General features: G+C 41.2%; 22 protein-coding genes. 15 read left to right on the top strand and 7 right to left on the bottom strand.

Translation table 11 applies throughout. From position 1 onward, the window contains the following. Positions 1-7: 7 nt before the first annotated feature. Together DW085_RS01725 and DW085_RS01720 are read right to left on the bottom strand one after the other, a co-directional pair. A complete protein-coding gene (locus tag DW085_RS01725) occupies positions 8-724 on the bottom strand; it encodes a DUF2513 domain-containing protein (protein WP_118490909.1) in 717 nt (238 codons plus the stop codon). After that, positions 691-1,191, bottom strand: coding sequence for a hypothetical protein (locus tag DW085_RS01720; protein ID WP_118490907.1), 501 nt, complete (start codon positions 1,189-1,191; stop codon positions 691-693). Before DW085_RS01720 ends, DW085_RS01725 begins: the two co-directional genes overlap by 34 nt. A gap of 437 nt (positions 1,192-1,628) precedes the next feature. On the opposite strand from DW085_RS01720, the gene DW085_RS01715 reads away from it, so the two are divergent. The 4 genes from DW085_RS01715 to DW085_RS01700 all read left to right on the top strand — a co-directional run bounded on the left by DW085_RS01715 (position 1,629) and on the right by DW085_RS01700 (position 9,391). Then, a complete protein-coding gene (locus DW085_RS01715) occupies positions 1,629-2,642 on the top strand; it encodes a hypothetical protein (RefSeq protein ID WP_118490905.1) in 1,014 nt (337 codons plus the stop codon). 427 nt (positions 2,643-3,069) lie between these two features. Next, positions 3,070-8,070, top strand: coding sequence for a hypothetical protein (locus DW085_RS01710; RefSeq protein WP_118490903.1), 5,001 nt, complete (start codon positions 3,070-3,072; stop codon positions 8,068-8,070). A gap of 52 nt (positions 8,071-8,122) precedes the next feature. Then, on the top strand, positions 8,123-8,377 hold the full coding sequence (locus tag DW085_RS01705) for a hypothetical protein (RefSeq protein ID WP_118490901.1): 255 nt from the start codon (positions 8,123-8,125) through the stop codon (positions 8,375-8,377). Between the two features lie 15 nt (positions 8,378-8,392). Then, entirely contained in the window at positions 8,393-9,391 is a 999-nt protein-coding gene (locus DW085_RS01700; protein WP_118490899.1) for a hypothetical protein, read from the top strand. 2 nt (positions 9,392-9,393) lie between these two features. Here DW085_RS01700 and DW085_RS01695 read toward each other — a convergent pair whose 3' ends face one another. Further along, positions 9,394-9,675, bottom strand: coding sequence for a pyocin knob domain-containing protein (locus DW085_RS01695; RefSeq protein ID WP_118490898.1), 282 nt, complete (start codon positions 9,673-9,675; stop codon positions 9,394-9,396). Between the two features lie 53 nt (positions 9,676-9,728). Between DW085_RS01695 and DW085_RS01690 the strand changes: the two genes are divergently transcribed. From DW085_RS01690 to DW085_RS01650, 10 genes are all read left to right on the top strand, one after another. Further along, positions 9,729-10,793 (top strand): hypothetical protein, encoded by a 1,065-nt coding sequence (locus DW085_RS01690; protein WP_118490896.1) that lies wholly within the window; start codon positions 9,729-9,731, stop codon positions 10,791-10,793. Beyond that, a complete protein-coding gene (locus DW085_RS01685; protein WP_118490894.1) occupies positions 10,790-11,680 on the top strand; it encodes a hypothetical protein in 891 nt (296 codons plus the stop codon). The genes DW085_RS01690 and DW085_RS01685 overlap by 4 nt, the downstream gene beginning before the upstream one ends. A gap of 7 nt (positions 11,681-11,687) precedes the next feature. Continuing rightward, on the top strand, positions 11,688-12,071 hold the full coding sequence (locus tag DW085_RS01680; protein WP_118490892.1) for a hypothetical protein: 384 nt from the start codon (positions 11,688-11,690) through the stop codon (positions 12,069-12,071). After that, entirely contained in the window at positions 12,071-12,856 is a 786-nt protein-coding gene (locus tag DW085_RS18875; protein WP_182430727.1) for a hypothetical protein, read from the top strand. The genes DW085_RS01680 and DW085_RS18875 overlap by 1 nt, the downstream gene beginning before the upstream one ends. Continuing rightward, positions 12,759-13,247 (top strand): DUF5048 domain-containing protein, encoded by a 489-nt coding sequence (locus tag DW085_RS01675; RefSeq protein ID WP_118490890.1) that lies wholly within the window; start codon positions 12,759-12,761, stop codon positions 13,245-13,247. The genes DW085_RS18875 and DW085_RS01675 overlap by 98 nt, the downstream gene beginning before the upstream one ends. A gap of 8 nt (positions 13,248-13,255) precedes the next feature. Then, a complete protein-coding gene (locus DW085_RS01670; RefSeq protein ID WP_118490888.1) occupies positions 13,256-13,921 on the top strand; it encodes a hypothetical protein in 666 nt (221 codons plus the stop codon). Positions 13,922-13,935: 14 nt separating this feature from the next. Next, on the top strand, positions 13,936-14,601 hold the full coding sequence (locus DW085_RS01665) for a hypothetical protein (protein WP_118490886.1): 666 nt from the start codon (positions 13,936-13,938) through the stop codon (positions 14,599-14,601). Then, on the top strand, positions 14,601-15,437 hold the full coding sequence (locus DW085_RS01660) for a hypothetical protein (RefSeq protein ID WP_118490884.1): 837 nt from the start codon (positions 14,601-14,603) through the stop codon (positions 15,435-15,437). Before DW085_RS01665 ends, DW085_RS01660 begins: the two co-directional genes overlap by 1 nt. A 23-nt stretch (positions 15,438-15,460) precedes the next feature. Then, on the top strand, positions 15,461-16,813 hold the full coding sequence (locus DW085_RS01655) for a hypothetical protein (protein ID WP_118490882.1): 1,353 nt from the start codon (positions 15,461-15,463) through the stop codon (positions 16,811-16,813). Positions 16,814-16,893: 80 nt separating this feature from the next. Then, positions 16,894-17,850, top strand: coding sequence for a hypothetical protein (locus tag DW085_RS01650; protein WP_118490880.1), 957 nt, complete (start codon positions 16,894-16,896; stop codon positions 17,848-17,850). A 108-nt stretch (positions 17,851-17,958) separates the two neighbouring features. On the opposite strand, the gene DW085_RS01645 is transcribed toward DW085_RS01650, so the two are convergent. Both DW085_RS01645 and DW085_RS01640 read right to left on the bottom strand, forming a co-directional pair. Next, a complete protein-coding gene (locus DW085_RS01645; RefSeq protein WP_118490878.1) occupies positions 17,959-18,198 on the bottom strand; it encodes a hypothetical protein in 240 nt (79 codons plus the stop codon). 23 nt (positions 18,199-18,221) lie between these two features. Beyond that, positions 18,222-19,694 carry a hypothetical protein gene (locus DW085_RS01640; protein ID WP_118490876.1) on the bottom strand — a complete coding sequence of 491 codons (1,473 nt, stop codon included), beginning with the start codon at positions 19,692-19,694 and terminating at the stop codon, positions 18,222-18,224. 221 nt (positions 19,695-19,915) lie between these two features. On the opposite strand from DW085_RS01640, the gene DW085_RS01635 reads away from it, so the two are divergent. Next, positions 19,916-20,830, top strand: coding sequence for a hypothetical protein (locus tag DW085_RS01635; protein WP_118490874.1), 915 nt, complete (start codon positions 19,916-19,918; stop codon positions 20,828-20,830). A gap of 283 nt (positions 20,831-21,113) precedes the next feature. Here DW085_RS01635 and DW085_RS01630 read toward each other — a convergent pair whose 3' ends face one another. Continuing rightward, positions 21,114-21,581, bottom strand: a complete 468-nt coding sequence (locus tag DW085_RS01630; RefSeq protein ID WP_147353913.1) for a hypothetical protein — start codon at positions 21,579-21,581, stop codon at positions 21,114-21,116. Positions 21,582-21,923: 342 nt separating this feature from the next. After that, positions 21,924-22,721 carry a tyrosine-type recombinase/integrase gene (locus DW085_RS01625; protein ID WP_118490870.1) on the bottom strand — a complete coding sequence of 266 codons (798 nt, stop codon included), beginning with the start codon at positions 22,719-22,721 and terminating at the stop codon, positions 21,924-21,926. Between the last annotated feature and the right edge of the window lie 89 nt (positions 22,722-22,810).

Raw genomic sequence — 22,810 nt, 5'->3', positions numbered from 1 at the left:
TCTCTTATTACGCCCAAGGGATGAAACTCATTATCTTGTCTATAATCTCTGGTCTGGTGGCGATGTTTTTGATTATCTCGAATGCGATCGTGCTAAGGGTGGCAATCGACATTGATCCGATTTTCGCGGCGCCTTTCTTGGTTGCCTCCCAGATTTTCGGTTCGCGGACTCTATTCAGAAATTCGAAGCCGTCCCATGTTATATCGTCAACATATCCAACTGCAATATATCTCTGACTATTAAGACTAACGCCAGTTAAATGAATATACCCTGCTTCGTACAGCTTTTCTATGGTATATTTAACTTCTTCTTCCGTATACTTTGGCAATTCCTGTGCGAGTGCTCCTATGCCTATCTTTTTATGTGTCATATCTGTCGTACCTTTTGCGTATGATAGATTTTCTTCTAAGTACAGCAATAAATCTCTTATACAATCGGCATTTAACGTCATAATTGTTCTCCTTTCGAAAGTAGGTGTAAAATGGAAACTAAAACTGAAAATAAAATCATAAAAGCCTGTCAAAAATATGATGACTGCTCCCATCCGACTAATGGTAAGCCAACGGATGAAGATCTTGAATATATCAGCTATTTTTGTTTCGAGCTGGCAAAAAGCATCATTGAAGAAACTAGCGATTGGTTTGCCAAACGGCTTGCACAGGTGCTTCTTGGCTTCATTGATTGCGAAGTTTAAAAGTCGCTCCCGCAATCCTCGCAATGCCATTGCTTCATCGCCTTCCTCATACCCAGCGGTCCAAACAGCGCCACACCGCCAGCTTTTGTGACTGCCGAAATCTTCTTAATTCTGGGTGAACCGCAGATCGGGCAGCGAGGAGTGTACTTTGCCCGGCGATCCCATTCGATTTGCTGCTTTCTTAGGTATTCTTCGTGTTCTTTGGCATTTTTTTCTTTGAGTTTTTTATCATCCTCAATCCACTTCTGCTCCTTTTCGAGCCGGTGCTGGTAAGCTTCTTCGGAAAAATCCGGATCTGTCTCTCGCAGGAACGGGATGAAAGACTCCTCTTCTATTTTTCGGCGCTCTTCATAGGTGAGTTTGAACCACTCATCGTTTTGAAGACCATAGTCTTTGTCGCTCCATTCCGTCGGAGTATCCTTTACAGTTCTCGTTTTACAATAATAGCATTTTCCAAAAAGCGTGCTCTTTCTTCCTCCACATCTAATACAATACATAGTGCTACCTCCCCATTTGTCTTTAAACACATTTTATCATTGTTAAAATATATTTACAAGTTGTATGTTGTTTTCAAACGACAGCATATTTTCTGATAAGTTCGATATTCAAATCTCGGAATGATAAATTCACAGCGGGTGGCGTATCCATTGGAGATTGGAAAACTATTCTGAAAAACAGTTTCGATGCGGGTGCAAATGAGAAGGGTGTCTCAAATAAAATTGGCACTTTCTTCTCTTCTATCGGTTCCGGCTATAAAGATACCCGGAAAAATGAACTCGTCTCCGTTTTCCAGAAATTACAGGAAGGCGCGAAAAATGCGGGCGAAAGCCTGACCTCTTATATTGATAAACAGGGCAAGGTTGATGCACAGATCCGCGAATTTGTTCACAACACCGATGAGGCTGGACAATCGGCGGAGAATTTTGGCGCACAGTTGGAGTCTACTGTCGGCATAGGTACACAGCTCGGCGGCGTCATGAAGTCTCTTGGCGCGGCGGCTCTGAATATGGGCGTTTCTTTCTTGGCAGGCATGGCGATCAGTGCTGTCATCAAAGCGTATGATAATTATGTAAACCGCGTCAAATACGCTAAAGAAGCCTTGCAAAATTCTCTGGACGCATACGATAGCGCAGGGAACGAGGTTAAGGATCTGACTCAGCAGCTTAAAGAGTGTGAAGCTCAGATGCGCGAGCTAGAAGGTACGAATGGCATTACCATTGTCAGCGATGAACAATATCAGCGTTTGAAGGAGACGAAAGCTGAACTGGAAGCCCAGCTTAAAATCAAGCAGGCAGAACAACAGATTGCGGCAATGCAGGCTGCCAACGACGCCCGCGATCTGTATAGACAGGGTTTTGATTCTGGAGTAGATGATTCAACGGGTGGTGCTTCCGCTCATAGAGATCCATATGCTCAGGATCATGGTCCAGCAGCTAACGAAAGACAGAGTCCAGACAAGGCTCTGAATGAAGCGATTGCAGATTATAACGAGAAAGCGTCGGCAAAGAAAGATGTTGACGCAGACCTCCTCAAAGTCTCTGATGAGATGAATAAGATGACTGATAAGCAGTCGTCCGCATATGGTAAGCTTGTTGAGCAGTACAATGATTTGATGGATCAGTCGAAGGAGTATTCGAGCCAACTTGCTGATTCGGCTCAGAATATACAGGGATTATACAGCGCTGTTGAACAAGTTATAAACGGCTACGATGTCTACATGGCTGCCGGAGGACAGTTGCTTCCCTATGAGCAAATTATTTATAATAGCTTAAAGAAAAGTTCAGATGGTTTCTTAGATTTTGCAGATTCATTAGGAGTTGCGACCGATGCCGAGGAAGAGAATGCCCTCGCGGCGGTGGGACTTGCGCGGTCGTATACAATGTCCTCTAGTGATATGGACACGCTCAAACTGAGGTTGATGAGGTCTGCTCTTCCTATGAATCTCTAAACGCGGCTCTGACGGCTCAGACCACTGGCAAATCTGTTACGCTGACGGATGATCTGAAACAGTATGCGAATTGCCTGGAATACACCAATGGCGTAATGCAACTTAATACGGAGCGGGTACGTGAACTTGCCAAGCGAAAGCCGATGATAAGCTGGCAACCATCGCGGCGTATGAAGAGCAGGAACGCTACCAGTACAGTCAGAATAGTGTCACCATTGAAAAGTACATCGCGGCTCTGGGCGATAAAAAACAAGCGATCGTAGATGGTATTACAGTCACCAAGGACACGATTGATGCTCTTCGTCGCGATAATGAGCAGATTGCGCTTAATGCCAAAAACTATGAACTTCTCTCCTCTCAGATTCGACAGGCAACCGGTGACTACCAAGCATGGCTCGCAGGTCAAAATGCGCCGACACAGGGAACGATGTTTACCGATGCTGGAAACGCGATTAAAGCGGTCATGGAAGGTTTGGCAAACGGTAAGGTTGGTACAGAGAAATTCAAATCTGCGGTTGGATTTATTGTCCCGGACGATATTGACTCCGAGGACAAAGCCGCAGTTAAAAAATATGTTGAAAAGCTGAAACGATATCTAGCAGATAACGGTAGCGGTGTTTCAAACTTTATCAATGATGCGGTAAAGAAAGGGTTGATGACCGGAAGTGCCGCAAAGGGCGCGGATATTGTTGAAGGTACAAGAATTCAGGATTTCGTTGATAAGTTGGGGCTGACCGAAGAGGTTGTCCGGGCAATTTTCGGCGAGCTGGAAACCTACGGCTCAAAATTTGATTGGTCCTTGGAAGGATTAGAAGATCTGGACGACGCCCTGTTCGAGGCGCGCACTCAGTATGATAACCTGCGGAATGATTTGGAAAAGCAGGGAATCAAAGTTGACGTAGACGACACTGATGTTAAGAACGCGGAAACGGCGCTGAAAAAACTGAGTCAGTACGGAAATGTTGACCTGACAAATCGACCGCAAATTTCTGCAGATAAGATGCAGGCGGCTGGCTACACTGATTTCAAGGATGGCGACGTAGCGACCACCTACACCGCCAGCGATTTTGTATGGCGTGGTGGCAAGGACGATGGCAGTTATGTCATGGTTCACTACACTCCTATCATGCCAAACGGCGAAGTATTGTCTCCAGAAGCTTTACATGAGTATTTGAATGAGACGCTTGCTAAGTCGGAAGATATGCTGACAGCCGATAAGATCGAAAACGGCGGCAAAGGTATTCTCATGAAAGTCGATACTGGGCTTACTCATGAGGAATCCGCGAACTACCGGGATAACGGCGTGGCATCCGACGCGATAGAGAACATGATCGCACAGGCTGATACATGGGATGAAAAGGTCCATAATTATCAGGCGACGTTCTACCAACTCATCGATCAGGACTTGAAGAGAATTTCTGCGGAATTTGGCGAAGCCAGCGACCAAATGCAGACATTGAGCCAGCAGCGCTATGAAATGTTTAATCAGACATATTCCGATACTGATTTCCAGCAGTTGAAGCAGGAATACGAACTGGCGCAGAAATATGCCGATCTGAAAGTGCAGGCTCGTGATATAAGCGTTCGAAATACCGACGGAAAGAGTTGGGCTGCCCTGCAAGACGTTCAACAGCAAATGTATGATATTGCCGATGAACTTTCAAAGACTTACGGGCTTGACATTAATGCTGACGGCGCAGAACAGGTTATTGGCGACTTAAAAGAGCAGATGCTTTCTCTGTCCGGTCTGAGTAGTATCAATATTGACATCATAGACGAGCAGGCGAAGAAGGAACTCCAAGATTTGCAGTCGCAGTTAGATCGGGTCAATGAACGACTGAGTCATGAAAATATAAAGGGTTCCAACTATTATTATAAACTGCTTGACGACAAGAGTAATTTAGAAGAACAGGTCAAGAATAAGCAAGACGAAATTGACATGATTGCCACGCTGAAAGTTACTCTGGATGAAAGCGTACAGGATGCTCAGGATAAAAAGGACGAGCTGACTTCCGACAAGGAGTTCAACCTTACGGCGAATACGTCGCAGGCGGAAGCCGCGTTGAAGCGTGTTAAAGCACTCCTCGACGGCATCATGACCCAACAATCTGTCACGATGGCAAATATCGGTCTGACTTCTGGCGGAACCGAACCGAAACCAGCCAAGGCGGCTGGAGATCCATACGTCCCGAAAACTGAAACAGCGCTTATTGGCGAGCTGGGACCAGAGATTGTTGTTGACCCGAAAAACGGCTCTTGGCGTACATACGGCGATAACGGTGCTGAGTTTGCTACTCTTCCGAAAGGTGCTATTGTCTTCGATGCTAAAAAGTCGAAAGCTCTGTTGGAACGCGGCTTTGTCAATGGTCGCGGTACAGCTTATGCGGCGGGTACGGCTTATCCGGGTGGTGGTATTGTAAGTGGACATACTGAAGGTATTACCACATACGGTAAAGACAGTATTTCCGAATACAATAAACAGCTTGCCAAGAACGCGAAAGCTACCAAGGATTCTGCCAAGGCGGCGAAGGATGCGGCAAAAGCCGAATCTAATTTAACCGACTGGATTGAGCGTCGGATCAAATTGCTTGATGAACAGAAATCCCGGATGTCAAACATCTCCTCTAACACCTTTACTCAGTATTTCGGTTTACCAGCCGATCAGTTGCAGGAAATTAGCGATTTATTCGCGACGGATCCTACCTCTGACACTTACTGGCAAGGCATGGTTAAGTTGGGCGAGCTTGCGACCTCTACTGGAAAATCGGTGCAGGAATTATATGATATTATTCAAAGTGGAGCTTTCGAACAATCGCGTGAAAATGCCATCTTAACATCGCTGGATATTCAGAAAGAAAAATTAGCCACACTCAAGGACGGATTACAGACTTATAAGGATACCTATGAGAGTTTCGCGGCAAAATTACCAGACGGCTACCGAGATAAAATCGAGCATGGCGCTAATTCTGTTGAAGCGTTTGCCAAAGAAACCGGCGGCAAAGATTCGAAATCGGGCAGCGACACCCTCTCACAAAGTATTCAGGACGCGATTACTTGGTACGACAAATACCAGGGTGCCATCGCTGATGCCGAGGATGCCGAGCGTGAGTATTATAAAACCGTTGAAGAGCTTCATAACAACCGGCTGACCGCTCTTGCGAAAGAAGCCGCACAGCTTGAAAATAATAACAGCCTCGTCCAGAAAAGCATCGATCTGGCAAAGGCTTCCGGACATGTTGTTGGCGCATCCTCTTATAAGAAGCTGATCTCTAACACTTCCGGTCAAATTTCAAATAAGCGTAGCGAAATTTCTGAACGTGAAAGCGAACTAGAAGATCTTGTTGCCAAAGCCAAAGAGCAAGGTAAGGACATTACTGGAACCGAGGAATATCAGAGTTTAAAAGAAAATATTTCCAAGGCAAAGGGCGAGCTTATCGATCTGAAAAAGTCACAAGCTGAATACAACAAGCAGTTGAAAGAAATGCCGATAACCAATATGTCCACGGTTATCGGTATGTACAAGGATATTTCGACTGCGATTCAGAACTGGGGCGCAGAATTGGAGGCTTCCGGCACAACTTTAAGCGCCGACTATTACCAAGAGCTTATCAAGAATGGTTCTACCATCATCGACCAGTATAAAGAGCAGTCCCGCGTCATTCAAGACGTCATGGACAGTTATCAAGTCGGCTCTGACAACTGGAATGAATTGTACGGTCAGCTTCAAAGTGTCAATTCAGAAATGTCGAGTATGGTGCAGAATCTTAAAAAGTGGAATGAGGAAATGCTCAAGATCCCACTGGATAAGATAAATACCTACTCTTCTGATTTAAACACGGTTAAAGAAGCACTGACAGATTTACAGAAGGACTATACGACTGTTATCAGTGCGGCGACGACGGCGATCGAAGACCAGACTAAGGCTATTCAGGATCAACAAAAGGAGTTTCAGAAGTCTATTGAAAAGCAGAAAGAGGCTATCCAAGACAAAATTGATCTGCTGGACAAACAGAATACAAAACTCCAGTTGCAGCAAGAGCTTGAACAGGCTGTTTATAATTTACACGTTGCTACCACACAGAAAACCGAGGCGGTAATACGAAACGGTCAGAAAGTGTATGAGGCAAATGCGGATAAGATTCGCAACGCCCAGAAATCGGTGCAGGATGCGACGTTTAATATTACAAAGAACAACTTGCAGGAACAGCTCGATGCGTTGAACGATCAACTCGACGATTACAACGATAAGGTTGAAGAACAGATTGATGCCCTTGACAAAATCAAGGAAAAGTGGTCTGAGATCGCGGAAAATGTTCAGAAGGCGCAGGATGCTGCGGTTGCCAATCAGTATCTCGGCGACGGCTGGAAGGATAAGATTCTTTCCGGCAAGGACGATGATATTTACACCTCATTCAAGCAACTGTACGAGAAAAATGCCGATCAGATTCAGGCATATGAGAAACAGATTGATTCTACTGAAAAAATCTATAATCTCCTGAATGAATATATTACGGCGTATAAATCCGGACAGATCAGCTTTGAGGCGGCTCAGGCAGGTGTGCAAGGACTCCTCGCGCAACTCAACCAGAACATGACCGCAGTCGGCAATCTGGATAATGTATTGAAATATATGCAAACGACGACCGGCGCGGTTGGGGCGACTGCAGAACAGGTGCTTGCCGGTATCCAGGCTGACCTTTCAAAATCTGCTGACAGCCTCCTCTCTTCTTTGACTCAGTATCAGAAAAACGCTGGACTAATCTCAGAATATACTTCTAGTTGGCAACAGCTTACGGATAATGTTTCCGAGATGTTGAAAGTCTTGAAGCAGGTTCGGAATAATCTGAAAAATATCAAGCGTAAGAGCGACGATGAGGACGAGGAAGAGGAGTTTGACGAAGAGGAAACGACTAGCAAACCGAGCAGTTCGTCTTCAAACTCTTCCGGCGGCAGTTCATCTTCCAGCTCTTCATCTTCTTCAAAGCCGAGTGGTCCCGCATCCGATCCGGATTTAAAAAATCGCAAGCACAACGAAGCCACAGGTCCCGCAAAAGAGATCGAGGATAAGAAAAAGAAGTATCACAGTGGATTGGAAGTCGGCACAGTTGGTGAATCCGGCGGTGCTTCCGATACTGACGCGAAACTTAAATTGCTTGGTCTGCGACGTCTTGAGCCAGATGAGGTCCCGGCACTTCTACAGATTGGCGAGCAGGTTATCAATGAGCCTCAGCGTGAAATGGTTCTGTCCAATATGAAATCAGCATTTGATGCTGGCGCGCAACGGGCTATTCGAAACACGTCTCAAAATGTAGTTGTCACGATCGATAAGATTGTCATGCCGGATGTTACTGATGCGGACGGTTTTGCACGGGATTTATACAAGAACATCGAGTCTTCGTTCTCTCAGCAATTTTCAAAAACTAGATAGTTTCATGGCGGCTCTGCTCATCACGGGGTCGCCATATTTCTTTGGAGGTATCATGGAAAACCAAACAATCATAAATAAACTTGTCGCAACGATACTCTCCTACGCGCAGAAATTGATTGACAAGGCAGCATTTGACCGCACATTTCGAGCGCGAATCACAAGCATTATCAGCGACGGAAAGTATCAAATAGAATGGAAAGGCGCGAAATATACCGTCAAGAGTTCGCAGACTCATGCTGTCGGCGACTGGGTATGGATCTGCGCGCCGATGAATAAATGGGAGGAATTATTTATTCTTTCCGCATAATCAGAAGGAGAAAATATGTCTATTTATCATAACGGGCAGAAAATCGCTGGCTATACAAGTGGACGAAATTCTGCAATTTTAAGCAATGTTACTCTCCTGCCGGGGGAATTTAAAACGCAGGAAGATGGAACATATATGTGTACACTTGATAATACTCTGGTTTTAGATGAAAGTATCGTGGATGTATATTTTGCATCAAGTAGTCAAAAGGCTGGAAGCAAAGCTAATATCTGGGTGTCTTCTGCTGCTGGCAAGATTTATTTTCATGCGAAAAAGGTTCCAACACAAGGGTTGGTTGCAGAAACTATCCGTATCGTAAACCCATCTCAGGACGATTCATATAACGCAGATCAAAGTGCTGCTATTACTGGATTACAACAGCCAGCCTTTGAAGATTATAATGGAATTTATCCTACTACTACAGATACGAATCATACAGATGTAGATACTTCTAAATTACCAAATTATACAGAAACCCCTGAAAATGATGAACCTCTCAATTATATTATTCCCTCTCTTGGAAAAGTAAAATCAAAAAATCCATTGGCAACTGTACTTGAAGGTGTCAAAGGAGCATTGAGTTGGAGCGCATTTTTGATTAGTAATTTGAAAGCTAATGTGACAAAATTACAGACTGATTTGACCAAGTTACAGGCTGATTTAACTTCCCATATTTCAGATTATGAGAACAAACTTTCAAAAGTTAATAAAACCACGGACTATATTAAATCTTCATATAAAAAACGTACTGATGGTAGCGTGAGTAATGGACATGGATTTAATGAATTTATTGTACAAGGACAATACAATGTTGCAAGTAATGCTGGAACAGGTCAAGGCAATCCTCATGACGGTTATTGTTACGGCATATTACTCGTTTTTGTTAATACAGGAGATAAATATAATGGGCGAGATAACTGGCTATGGCAAATTTTTCTTCAAACGGATACGACTATTTTGCAAAGAACCAAGATTAATGATGCGGCGTGGTCTACATGGAAACAGATTGATTAATTTTAAACAGATTTATATTCCTTCCAATTTTGCCACTTCTCAATTGAACCTCCAAGCAAGGTCGAAACTCCGGCTCTTAAATAAAAATGTCCACTATTACTATATGAAAATGCCATTTGAACAACTGTATCGTAACCGCCAGCAATTACCAGCATTTGTCCATATGATAGATCTGAATTTGGAAAATTAGTATAATCACTAGATGCGTTTAACCTATAAAATCCGCTTTTGACAACATTATTAAGATCAGTTCCTTTTGGTATAATAGCCTTTATATTACTCATGTTCTCATAATCTGAATTTTACACACAAAATATTATAAAAAGGAGGTGTTAAATTGGTAGCACAAATACATCCTATTGAGCCTTTTGACGCCTCTAAGGGGGCGACAATAAATTTCACTTGGAATGGCAACCAGATTAGATATGTTCATTGTATCATTAAAGAAAACGATAGCGGCGAAACCGTATATGATGAAACTGTCGAAAACATGAAGCAACAGTATAATGTGCCAAGCGACTCTACTCTTTTGAACGGAAAGTATTATGTTGCTTACATTACTGTACTCGATGTAGATCATATCGAATCCGAGCAGCAGGCAATTGGAACGCCATTCTACTGTTTCTCTACGCCAAATTTTTCCTTGTCGGTTCAGGAAAACGCCATCGTGCGAGCGTCTGCTTATTCCGTTTCTGCCATATACTCGCAAACTGAGGATGAGCCACTAGACTCATATCGTATTATGTTATACGATCACGCAAAAAAAGTCCTCCAGGATTCCGGTTCGATCTACGACACAACATCGCTACAATATATCGTATCCGGATTGGAAAATGCCAAGCAATATTATGTTCGATCCATCGGCGTTACGTTGCATGGCATGAACATTGATACCGGATTTATTCCCTTTTCTGTATCTTATAACCAAGCCCAAGTCTTCTCTCCGCTTGAATCCAATAATATGCCCGATATCGGTGCAATAGAAATCAAATCAAACATTATCTCCACACAGGCGACATCGGAAAAGCCCGTTGATTTTCTGGATGGAGAGCGAGTCGATCTACGCGACAACTCTATCGCATACGATGTTGGTTTTGAAATTGAAGGCGATCATTCTTCTATCTATCTTTTTGAAAAACCAAATTTAAACACGTCGCTGGTAAGATTTTTTGGGGAACAGACAGAAGCCATGATTGTATATCGCGAGGGCGCATTTTCCGACTCTGATGGCAAGAAGGCTTATTTTGAACTCCGAGTAAAGGCGGGCGGCAGGTTTTACGTGCTTATGAGTAACTATGTGGACATCCCCAGCGACGATCAGCAATTTTCTCTGTTGGTCAATCGCGAAGGGAATTTATATGAAGTGAAAGCTGTATTGGTTAAGAAAAGAGGTACCGCATGATTCTGGGAAGATCCTTTGCCGGGGAGCCATCAACTCTCTCATCGACGCTCCCTGCTGCCGACACAATCGAACGGTTGACACTGGAAAATGCGATTTATGACGAGACATACGTTTCCGTCGCAATAACCAAGCCTGATAATTTTGACGGTTCTATTCCTAGCATTTGGACTTTTGATACCCGTCTGCACGCTGTTTTTGCTGGCGATCTTTATGGCGGCAATGTAAGCTTCACAGAGTCTATTGTCGAATCAGTTCGTATTAAAAAAAGAACCAAAAAAGACAACCGCTTCCAAACCATTTATGAAAAGAAAATTAAGACCAATGAGGATTTTGAAATTCACATCACTGACTATTTGGAGCCTGTCGGCGAAGTGGAATATGCTTACGTCCCGGTTATTTCCGGCGGTGAGAGCAAATATATCATAAGTAGTGTTTGTTCTTCTTTTGACAAATACTTTATGTGTGAGCGCGATGTTTCCTACCCGCTCATGATGGATATGGATTTCTCCCGAACCTTAAACCAGCAAGTCGGTACGGTGGAAACTTGGGGGCGGCAGCGTCCGGTCATCATTAAGAATGGAAACCTTAAATACTATTCTGGCGACATCGAATGTACTTTTGCCGATATATCGAAGTGCATGATTGACTGGGATAATGCCTGGAATTACCGAAATACCATTAATAATTTCTTAACAAATGGAAAGCCAAAGGTTTTCAAAGACTTTGAGGGTAATATTTATATGATTGCGGTCACTTCCAGTCCTTCGGAGTCGCATGATTATTGGAACCATGTCACAACGAAATTTTCGGTAACAGAATGCGGCGATGCCTATGCAACCGGCGATCTGTATGACAATGGTTTTATCGACGTGGATGTAGATCGGTAGGTGAAACATGGCATATACAGCAACTCAAGCCGATCTTAACATCTTGCGTCAGGGTGAGCAGGAAGTTTTTCTCAAGGTCGAGCTTTTAAACAGTAATTTTAAGGTTATTGACTCTCTGACCGGAAACATCAAGAGCGATACTTACTCTGTGGATTCCGAAAGTATCCAACGTCGCAGCTACAAAGCGGATATTGTGGTTACTGACGACAGCTTTCAGATTGGGCGCGACAAAAAAATATGGCTGGATAAGCGTATTCGTGTTTTCTATGGCGTTTACTCTTTGCGCGAGCGGCAGATCTTATGGTATCGGCTCGGAGTCTTCGCCTACACGACACTCAACTATTCCTACAGTGCTTCTGAACGGCTGCTCTCTGTTACCTGCCTGATTTGATGGCTCTGTATGACGGCACTTTGAACGGGGAACTGAGCGGCTACGGTTCTTCTCATGTGGGTGATACAACTCAAAATATCACGGCTCATGGTTTGTTGATTCCTGCGGGCGAAGACATGAGGCAAAGTATCATCGCGACGTTAAAGGATGCTGGAATCACGCGATATGTCATCGAAGACATGAACTATGTGATTCCGTATGATTTGGAATTTGACACCGGTGTGACCTACGCAGACGTTTGGACAAAAATCCGCGATCTGTATGATTCATGGGAGTTTTTCTTTGACGTAGATGGAACTTTTGTTTGGCGTAAGGTCCCCACTTGTTTAGAAGATCCTATTGTTCTCGACAATGAGCTGATGCGGAGCATTGTGACAGAAACCGAGTCTACTAACGTTGATTTTACCAGTATATACAATGTAACCGAAGTTTGGGGCAAGGTTTTGGAGTTAAGTAACAGCGACCGCTACGCCGAAATGTCTACCTACGCAGACAATGTTTACCATATCACACTGGCAAATCTTGAAAAATGGAGCGACATTGATAATCTCACACAGATCGGTATTAAAATCTGCTCTGATAATCTAGCGAATCCCCAGTTTTCGGTCAATGACTGCTCTCCTATTCCGATTTATGATGGAAACCAAAAACCGCTTACTGCCGGGGTGTTAAAGGCAGACACGATTTATGTTTTCCGGTATCGACGGCTCAATGCGCTGGATTGCCGAGACGTTGGAGGCAGGGCTGTTTCTGCTTGGACAATATCAGTGCCACGGTGTCTATGAGGAGAAATCCGCGGACTGCCCGTATAGCACAACGAATCTGGGATATATCATCAAAAGATCTGTAGACTATTCTAACCTCAGCGACGATGCAGCGTGCTACAACCAGGCTGAATATCTGACCTATAAGAGCACCGCCATGCTCGACACAATTAGTTTGAAAACTTTGGTTATTCCCTGGCTGGATGTAAACATGAAAGTCGAATATGTGCCGTATAGCCTTGAAGATAAAAACATGGATATGCGTCGTGTGGAATCAAAGAAAAAGTATCAGTATATAGTAAAATCCTTTAGCTGGTCAACCGGCGACGGGACAATGAGTTTGGTCCTCTACCGTTTTTCAGAGGACTTTTCTTTTGTTTATAACAAGAAAAATAACACTACAACAAGATAGGAGGAATCATGTCTCTTAATCAAGAACAAGGGATTTATGAAGAATATCCTCGTTCGCAATTTCCGGGCAAAGTAGATAACTGGGCGAATAAGCAGGACATCCCGGTTACTATGCAGCCGATCGTAGCCCAGTATCAAGAAGCTTGGGACAATATGGACATCGCGACAATTGAAACTTTGCGATCGAAATACCCACAAATTATGCCATGTCTGTTTACTGCCGATGACATAAACAAGATTTCCGACGGACTTAAAGCAACCCAACAATTCTTCAAAGATGATGTTGAAACTTATTTGAAGAAAATTGCTCAATATAAGGTAGGAATTGTGGATGAGCCGTCCAGCGAAGGTGAAAAGAAAACTTCTACATATTCTGCCGAGAAAATTGAACAACTAACCGGCATTACTGTCGGAGAAAACATTATTATTCCGACCTCTGATTGGCAAACGGTTGAGCGCGAAGATGGCTTTAAATATAAATGGACTTATTCGAATGACAAGGTTCTGCAAACAGATCGGGTCATGGCATGGTTCGACAATGCTTCTATGATTCCAGCATCTAAGGCAAGCGTTTCTATTGATGATAATAGTGACGAGCATACCATTTCATTTATCTCTGTCAAAATCCCCAAAAAGGATTTGAATATTAGGTTACTTAAAATTTATCGTGAATAAGAAAGGAGGGTGAAATGTTTGAGGTTTTGGTTCAGAATGATAATACCGTCGCGGTAGTCAAGCGTCAACGAATTATGCAAAATTCTAAACTGCTTGATGTTTTGCAAATTATTATCCCGCGACTGTACGACGAACTTGATATGTCTCGATACGTCGCACGGCTAGAATACCTAACACCTATCAGCCATAATCACGGATTTGTTGAATTGGAAATTGCAGACGCGGAATATAAAACCGATTATATTCTGTATAAACTGAAAATCGACACCAATCTCACATCGGAAGTCGGAAATGTTGAATTTGCGATGACATTCATAGATGTCGATATGGATGAAGATGGCACTGTAGAAACAATCGTTCGAAAAACGGATACGTTCATTATGCCAATTATTCCAGTTTCAAATTGGTTTGTCGCATCCAATTCGGCTTTAACGGCATTAGATCAACGTATTGCTGCGACTCAACAGGTAGTTAAAGCTATGGCAGATCTTCAAAATAGTTTAGTACAAGACAAACTAGACGACATCGTTTTAGACACAGATTCCAGCACTATTTATGGAACGTCTGGTGGGGTTAAGAAGGGAACCGGCATCAAAGTCAGTGACCTTGGCGATGCGATTGCCAATGACACAGCCGATGGCATGGTTCTTGTCAATACTTATGAGGAGGACGGCGAATAATGGCTTCTGCAAAAAATACACACAGAGCCAAATTCTCCTATGTTAAACGCAGTGATATTGAGCGGCTGATTGCAGCCGGGCAGATCGATGCAAATGACATCGTTTATACAAATGACACTCATGAGAATATTTTTATTGGCTCTGATTTATCCATTCATCCAATTCAATCTAAAATCTATCGGTTCTCAGATATTTCCACAGCAGAATCAGAATTGAATATTGCGACGGATACCTATGAGGGGCAGATTGTTGCCATTTTAACCAATGATACATATGTTGCGTATATTGTCAACAAGCGCGGCGATGCATATTATGTTTCAAAACTTGATGAGGGCAATGCCGATGTTAATTACGATGCGTTAGGTAATCGCCCTATTTACAATTTAGTTGGCACGCTAGATAAGTTTGTTATCGTCTCGGAATTATCCGACGGTGTATACAAAATTCGAGGGCAATATAAGATTTGTCTGGGCGACGCAACAGTTTATTCGTCTGCTAATGATAATTTCTTTTTGGTAGGGCATTCGGATGGCGTGGCAACGATTCGCAAAATCACTTCTTCTGACATCTTTGATTACACGGTTATGGATAATGCCATCGCTTCTGAATCTAGCATTCCAACAAAGAAATGGCTCGCAGAGCAAAAATATGCAACCGAATCTTATGTGGACGCAAAGCTCGCGGCGATGAACTTCATAACAAAAGAAGAAGTCTCCGATTATGTTGCCGATGCGATTTCAAAAAATCTGGAATCACTCATAGATCAACAGATTGAAACTAAGCTAAATGAACGTCTCACTTCTGCTGAGGCTTCAGATATTACTAATTTATTTTAAATTTTCCAAAGGAGGAAATATTTATGGCAAACACAACAAAAATCACCCTTATTACTCTTGAAAACCAGCGGTTATATGATGGTTTGATTAAAAAGTATATCGGTACACAAATTTCCAATGCTACAAAAAGTTCTTTGAAATCCGTGTCTATCAACGGTAATACATTAAAATTCTATACGGAAGCCAAGCCATCAGCCGAGAGTGTTGCAGCATTTACCATTGAGTTACCAGAAACCGATCTCAGCGACTTTATGCATCTGATTAAAAATGCAACCGCTGGTGATGTTATTATCGCTAATGCCAATGGTTCTGTTGCTGATGGTGGCGTTAAACTGGCTGATCTGGCTAAGTCTGCTGATGTAACCAAAGAAATTGGGGACGCTAAGACAGAGTTGAACAAAAAGGTAGAAGCCAACACTACTGCTATTGCTAAACTGAATGGCGCAGAGGATGCGGAAGGTTCCGTAGCAAAGGCTGTTAAGGATGCAAAAGACGCATTACAGACGCAGATTACAGCTAATAAAAAGGTGTTGGATAAACTTGATGGCGCTGATACCGTTAATGGTTCTGTAAAGAAACAGGTTAAAGATGCCAAGGCTGCTGTTGAGGCAAAGATTGGCAATCTTGAAGGTTTAACAACTACTGCAAAAAATGATCTTGTAGGCGCAGTAAACGAAAACAAGGCTGCAATTGATTCTGCAAAAACCGCTGGTGAAATCACAGTTGATACTGCCACAACTACTGAGGGTATGGCTAAGTCTTATACAATCAAACAGGGTGGCAAGGCTGTAGCAACCATTGATATTCCGAAAGATATGGTTGTTAAATCTGGTGTGGTTCAGGAAAATCCAAAAGGTCAGGAAGCAGGTACATATTTAGTTCTTACTCTGGCTAATGCTACAGAAGACACCATTTATATTAATGTTGGTAAACTGGTAGATATTTATTCTGTAAAAGCTAACGCAACTCAGATTCAGCTTGCTATTGATTCTTCTACAAGAGAAATCAGCGCAACTATCGTAGCTGGTTCTGTAGGCACTGCTGAGTTAGCTGATGGTGCTGTTGTAACAGCTAAAATTGCTGATGGTAATGTAACCAAAGCTAAATTAGCAAAGACTGTTCAGGATTCTCTGAATAAAGCTGACAGTGCTCTTCAGGAGGCTGATGTTGCCACTCTGAGAACTGATGTTGCAGCAAACAAGGCTTCTCTGGCTGAAGGTGGTGCTACCGCTAATGCTATCAAAGCTAATAAAGAAGCTGCCGCTAAAGCACAGGGCGATGCAAATGCATTGGCTACCAGAGTTAAAAACCTTGAATCCGTAGAGTATGTAGAGGCTACAGAAGCAGAGATTAAGGCAATGTTCCCGACTGCTTAATTTAAGTGAATTTTATTTTTAATTAGGTCTGTGAGGATGAAATATTCCTCATGGACTTTTTAAAATTATGGAGGTATTAAATGAAGCTGATTAATTTTATTAGTCCTGGGAAATTGAAGCTTTTTCTCGCAGAATGTAAAAAAATATTTGCTCCTATTTCTCATATTCACAAAACTTCTGATATTGAGAATTTAGATGAGAATTTAAATAACAAATATGATAAAACGGCTGTTCAAACACAAGGTACTGTTCTTGCTGCACCATCGTATAAGGACGGCATTGCAGATTTTAGAAAACTAACAAAAGAAGATATTGGTCTTGGGGACGTAGCTCAAATTGTTCATCTTACTAAAGCGGAATATAAGGAATTAGAAAAAAAAGGTCAATTGAATCCAGATATAGATTATGCTACCACCGATGAATCAGATAATATTACCGATTCTTCCGTACAACTTTGGAATACTTCATCTTCTCTCGCGCAACAAGGTAAATATCTCTCCTATTCGGATCAGAATGGTGGTAAATACTTATCTCTTATGAATAGCAGTGATAATACCGCTGTAGCTCACGCAAAACTTATGGATGGGGAATCTGGTGAGGGAATGGATGTAGACGCGGATAAAGTAAAAACTGTGGACTCAAAAGGGATTCTTGTTGAAGCATTAGGTGAAACCACGGCACAGGCTTTGATTGATGAAGTTGCAAAAAGAGTGATAGATCTTACTGGTAGAATGTCTACTACTGAAAATGGACTGCAAAGTGCTAATGATGCCATTACTTCGTTAAATAGCGACTTGCCCGGAAGAGCAAAAATAGCAAACATTTCTTCGCTTGCCAGCATCGGCGATATATTTAAAACATATAGCAAAAATGGCAGTATCCCTGTGATTGGAATTATAAACTGGGATACAACTCTAGCTCCGGATCGAAATGTTACTATTGCCTTTATTTGGAATTATCTGATAGTGGCAATCAGTTCTAGTGGATGTATTTATACCGCTAGTCCAAATGCAGCCACGTGGCAAAAGAGAAACTAAAAACCATTTTCACGGGGCGCGAAAATGATGGGATATATCTAAAATTGCTATTTTATTGTATAAAATAAGAAGCTGCCGAATATTATTTCAAACAGCTTCTTACCATTATTATCTCTTAACGAATATTCCTTTTATGTTTACTTTTTCTCGTTCTTCTAGTTCAAATTTTTTTACAAATTGCAAATCTTCCTGCCATTTGCTAATTGCAACTTCATATTTTGATTGAGTTTTTCTGGTTTGGATGAGCCAGTTTAAGAAGCTAATCAGGTCATGTATTTCAACTGTTTTGTTTTGCAAAGCGGTTCCTAAAATCTGTTGTCTTTCTTCGGCTGGTAAGTTCAACTCCATTCCCACCGAGTATCCCATTGCATTCAAAACAGATTGACTTTTATAACAGAATGCTTCGCCGTTTTTTTGTTGCTTATATCGCTCTCATTATATACGGCGCATAGTGGCGTTCCGTGTTTGAGCATTTCCTTATAATCCTCATTGAAGCAATAATATCTGTTACATTCTGAGCAATATCCAACATATATCTCATATTCGATCTGTTTGTTATCGTCGCTGAGAAGATAAACAATACCTCTTAGCGGTTCGATATAATGGTCGTGGCAAATCATAGAACGTGCGGTTACAATCACATCGGTGTGACTAATCACTTTTTTATTTAGTTCAGAAATAAATTTGTCATTCTCCTCGTCAACTCTATGCGAGTCGATTGTTTGAGCTAGGACAACGGCTTTCTTATCGCACTTCACATCGTCTCTATTTTTATATGCATCTCTGAAGCAAGTTCCTAGTCCACCTTCGCGATTTCTGATATACAGGTCTGTGCCGCTATATGTTACCGGTTTTCCGGATGCCGACCATACCACTTCCATATCATTTGAGATATTCTCCTGAAGATCAGACTTGTTTTTAAGTCCACCGTTTATATGTAAGAACACTTCTGTCCGTTCATAAAATGTATGGTATTTAACAGTTTCATTATCATCGAATTTTTCCCATCGCAATAATCTTTGTCTTGTTGCGGTAAGCAGCTTATCGATCCAGATTCTATATCTACTATCACTAAGCGGCAGGTCTTGAATCAAGCCATCATCCATCCACGATCGACTTAGTTCTTTTTCAAATATCTTTTCGAAAATACCGTTGCAATCTGATGCTAATAAAAATTCTGTTGGCGAAACAGAGATCATATCACTAAAATAATATGTACGAGCATATGGATATATTTCCTTTTTGTAGCCTTCTTTATATTCTTGTGTAATCGTTATGGACGTTTTTAAATATAAGTTATATATCCAGCGGTCTTCGCCAGTTCTCTTCTTGGATAAAATATAAGAAGAACCTTGTAGAGTTGGTATTACATAGTCGTCTATAGTTTCTATCTTTTTATATTCGGCTATTTCTGTGGAAAAGTTAATACTATCTACTCTTCCGTCGTCGCTAAAAGTCAGAAAAGGGTTTTCTAAATATGACGAAGACATTAACTTGGCATATTTTTCTACAGTCTTTTGTGGCTCTCTGAAAAATTCTCGGCTTGAACATTCTAATGAAACAGCAAAGTATTCTATTGCATTTTCAATCGGTAAAATTGTATTGAATGACTGCGACAAATCATATGCCTCTTCATTTTGTTCCGCAATTTCTAGTAGTATCTGTAAAAAATTTACATTCTTCTCTATACACTTTAACAATATATTTCCAATTAAGTGATTTTTTTTATGGTAATTGGTGTATTTATTCAGTTTTTTTTCAATTAATGGACACATCTTTCCGTTATGCTTCTGTCCACACGCGAGACAAGCTCTGTTTGTGTAGGAAATGTTTTGTTTAGCCATATTCAATCCCCCTAATCATTTGATATCAACAACTTTATTTTACATTTAGACATATGGAATATCAAGCGCTTTGTTCCTAACTCTTGAAACAAATCCTCTACTCTCCCGTTATAGGAAGACACAAGGATTTCATAATAAATTTCTGAGCGGATAAAGAATGACCTTTGTCTGCTTTTTTATTACCTAAAACCTTATTAAATTCAACACAAGGAGGACTTTAAATGATAGGATCTACAAATTTAAGCGGTGGTGGCGGTGTCGGCTCCGATGAATTGACTGCTACCGCCGCGAATGTACTCGAAGAAACTACATATGTCGGCGCGGATACTGATGACGAGCTGGCAGAAGGTACAATGCAACATCTCACCAACCGCGCTACGATTACTCATACAGCAGAAAACGCCACGAAAGTAATCGAGGGTGATGCAGCTTTTACATCTATTAACAGCGATGGAACGGCGCGTGCAGAAATTAGATATAATGGCACTGAAGGATTTATTACTCCTAATACATTATTCGCCGTACCACAGGGAGATATGGCTACTGCTGGTGGATTGACTGCCGAGAAATTATTAGAAGGACAAAGTGCATTTGGAATCGCTGGTGCTGCCACTTCTGATGCGACTGCGATAGCAAATCAAATTTCAAGTGGAAAAATTGCTTATGTCAAAGGTTCTAAGATTACAGGTACTCTTGCAGAACGTGGACAAGCTCAATTTGGTAGATTTGGACAGGGCAATGGATATGTAGCCATCAATGCACTTCCAGAGGGCATTTATCGGTCAAATGGAGCTGCTTGGGCACCAGAGGCACGTATCGCAACCTCAACATTAGCAAGCGGAATTGGGCTTAATGCCAGTGTTATTAAGAAGGGTGTTTCCATATTGGGTATTACGGGAAGTTATGAGGGTTATTATTCTGGTAATGGAACTATATATAATCGTGGTTCTTGGGGCAGTGGATATAACATTGGATGGTTTACTTCGTATGTTCAGGGTATTAATGACTCTGGTGGAGTTTCAATTACGCAACAACAAACTTCTATTGCTATTACTACAAAAAATAAATACAGACAATCAACTGAAGCAGTTGATATTGGAAAAAAAAAAATTAATCGTGGGAAATCCATGGAATAACTTAACTGTCATCATGTTCTCGAAGAGAAACGTTAATTGCACATTAGAAGCTAAAATATATAACAGCTCTGGAAGTATAATTGCTCAATCTGGTCAAGTTGCTGATGGCACAGAAAAAACTATCTCAATAAACCTTTCTAATATAAACACAAGTTTTTATATTCGTCTGGAAAATAAATATGTTAGTAGTTCTTCTTACTACTATAGTGAAGATTTTACAATATTAAAAATACAACTATCTTAATTAGTTGAAAGATATACTTGAAATATAGATACAACTATCTTAATTAGTTGAAAGATATACTTGAAATATAGATACAGATTTTATACTACTTCCAAAAACATTACCAACAGATATATAAATCCAATAAATTTCCAGAAAAAGAAGATATATCACAAATACAAACACCATTTCCTGATATAACCTCAGAATTGCCCCAGTATGCTTCGGCTTTATATGATGATATATATACTTCATTATTTTAGTAGAAACTCCACCGCCGATTCTAGCCCACATTTCGACATTACCATATATTTTTAAGTAATTCCAACCAGAAAGATTTTGAATATTATTAAATCGTATTATAATATCTCCCTTATATAACTTAGAACCTTGTATAGAGGAACCAAAAGAAACAGAACCATAAGCAGTGTGGTTGCTCATTATACTAATCCCCGATTGTCCACCACCATAAGAACCATTATTGAATAGATAAAGTGGGTTGCTTACATATCCTTCAAAACTTCCCATAATACCCATTATCTAAATAGCACATTCAGGAACATATGTTCTGTAAAATTCTTGACAACTTAACTAGCCTGTATTATGATATATTTAAAATCATAACGCAGGAGGATCGAATAACGTATGAGAACATCGCACCAAATAAAGAATTGTTCTAAATGCGGTCAAGTATATATAAATTCTACGGGACAGAACCTTTGTCCAAATTGCAGAATAAAATATTATCAACCAAATTACAACAGACACCCCATCAAACGCACAGAATTAGTCCTAGAACGCGGCAAAATACTCTCATTGAATATTTTTACGTCTAACGAATAAATCCCTCAAATAAGGCATTCTGAGAGCTTACCATGTCACTACCCTGTCTATGATTGCCCTTTGTTCGGTTGATGTCTTTCTGAGATATATTCTGGTTGTATCAATGTTTTCATGCCCCATCAAATCCGCAAGTAAAGCTAAATCATTATGTTTATCCAAAAAATTCTTAGCATATCTGTGCCGGAATGAATGCGGATATACTACTTTGGTTGACACTTTTGATTTTTCAGCATATCTTTTAATCTGCTGTGCCAATCCACGCGTTGTAATTTGATTCCCAAAACGGTTCAGAAAAATAAAGCCACTCCTTCTTCCTGTCTTTTCAATCCATATCAATGCTTCTTTTTGAAGTTTTGCTGGAATAAAAATTCTGCGGAGTTTGCCACCTTTGGTATATAAATCCACATATCCCATCTCGACATTCTCGCCCTTAAACCTAACAAGTTCACTAACACGCGCACCTGTCGCAGCCATGAACCAAATCGCAAAATACCATTGTTTGTTCTCCATTTTCTTAAATTTGCGTTTTAAATAGATATAATCAGCGTTACTGATTACATTCTCAAGAAATGTCTTGCGCTGGATTCGAACGGTCTTTAATCTGAGCTTTTCTTTTCCAAGATACTGTAAATACTTATTGATTCCCAAAATTCTGACGTTGACAGTGCTGGGCGCATAATGCTCCATTAAATACTCTTTGTATGATAAAAGATTGGTCTTATTTACTTCTGGATAATGTCTATCAAAATAATTTGCCGTCCAAACATAGTTCTGGATTGTGCTGTCGGTTAAATTTTCTCTTCTTAAAAATGTCTCGTATTTCATAAATGATATTCTCCTTTTTCTTCCGTATATCATTTATGTTCTCTTATTCTCATTGCAATGTAGGCGAATCGCGCCAGAAAGGAAACCAT

The sequence above is a fragment of the Clostridium sp. AF50-3 genome (assembly GCF_003477445.1).
GTDB lineage: Bacteria > Bacillota > Clostridia > Lachnospirales > Lachnospiraceae > Otoolea > Otoolea fessa.
This window is presented reverse-complemented; position numbering and strand designations above follow the sequence as displayed.

Coding starts and splice junctions, on each gene's coding strand:
- DW085_RS01625 (WP_118490870.1), bottom strand. CDS start 22,721: ATGAAATACGAGACATTTTTAAGAAGAGAAAATTTAACCGACAGCACA.
- DW085_RS01655 (WP_118490882.1), top strand. CDS start 15,461: ATGGCAAACACAACAAAAATCACCCTTATTACTCTTGAAAACCAGCGG.
- DW085_RS01705 (WP_118490901.1), top strand. CDS start 8,123: ATGGAAAACCAAACAATCATAAATAAACTTGTCGCAACGATACTCTCC.
- DW085_RS01710 (WP_118490903.1), top strand. CDS start 3,070: ATGTTTACCGATGCTGGAAACGCGATTAAAGCGGTCATGGAAGGTTTG.
- DW085_RS01725 (WP_118490909.1), bottom strand. CDS start 724: ATGGCATTGCGAGGATTGCGGGAGCGACTTTTAAACTTCGCAATCAAT.
- DW085_RS01635 (WP_118490874.1), top strand. CDS start 19,916: ATGATAGGATCTACAAATTTAAGCGGTGGTGGCGGTGTCGGCTCCGAT.
- DW085_RS01665 (WP_118490886.1), top strand. CDS start 13,936: ATGTTTGAGGTTTTGGTTCAGAATGATAATACCGTCGCGGTAGTCAAG.
- DW085_RS01650 (WP_118490880.1), top strand. CDS start 16,894: ATGAAGCTGATTAATTTTATTAGTCCTGGGAAATTGAAGCTTTTTCTC.
- DW085_RS01685 (WP_118490894.1), top strand. CDS start 10,790: ATGATTCTGGGAAGATCCTTTGCCGGGGAGCCATCAACTCTCTCATCG.
- DW085_RS01640 (WP_118490876.1), bottom strand. CDS start 19,694: ATGGCTAAACAAAACATTTCCTACACAAACAGAGCTTGTCTCGCGTGT.
- DW085_RS01670 (WP_118490888.1), top strand. CDS start 13,256: ATGTCTCTTAATCAAGAACAAGGGATTTATGAAGAATATCCTCGTTCG.
- DW085_RS01660 (WP_118490884.1), top strand. CDS start 14,601: ATGGCTTCTGCAAAAAATACACACAGAGCCAAATTCTCCTATGTTAAA.
- DW085_RS18875 (WP_182430727.1), top strand. CDS start 12,071: ATGGCTCTGTATGACGGCACTTTGAACGGGGAACTGAGCGGCTACGGT.
- DW085_RS01700 (WP_118490899.1), top strand. CDS start 8,393: ATGTCTATTTATCATAACGGGCAGAAAATCGCTGGCTATACAAGTGGA.
- DW085_RS01720 (WP_118490907.1), bottom strand. CDS start 1,191: ATGTATTGTATTAGATGTGGAGGAAGAAAGAGCACGCTTTTTGGAAAA.
- DW085_RS01645 (WP_118490878.1), bottom strand. CDS start 18,198: ATGGAGTTGAACTTACCAGCCGAAGAAAGACAACAGATTTTAGGAACC.
- DW085_RS01630 (WP_147353913.1), bottom strand. CDS start 21,581: ATGGGAAGTTTTGAAGGATATGTAAGCAACCCACTTTATCTATTCAAT.
- DW085_RS01695 (WP_118490898.1), bottom strand. CDS start 9,675: ATGAGTAATATAAAGGCTATTATACCAAAAGGAACTGATCTTAATAAT.
- DW085_RS01675 (WP_118490890.1), top strand. CDS start 12,759: ATGTTTTCCGGTATCGACGGCTCAATGCGCTGGATTGCCGAGACGTTG.
- DW085_RS01680 (WP_118490892.1), top strand. CDS start 11,688: ATGGCATATACAGCAACTCAAGCCGATCTTAACATCTTGCGTCAGGGT.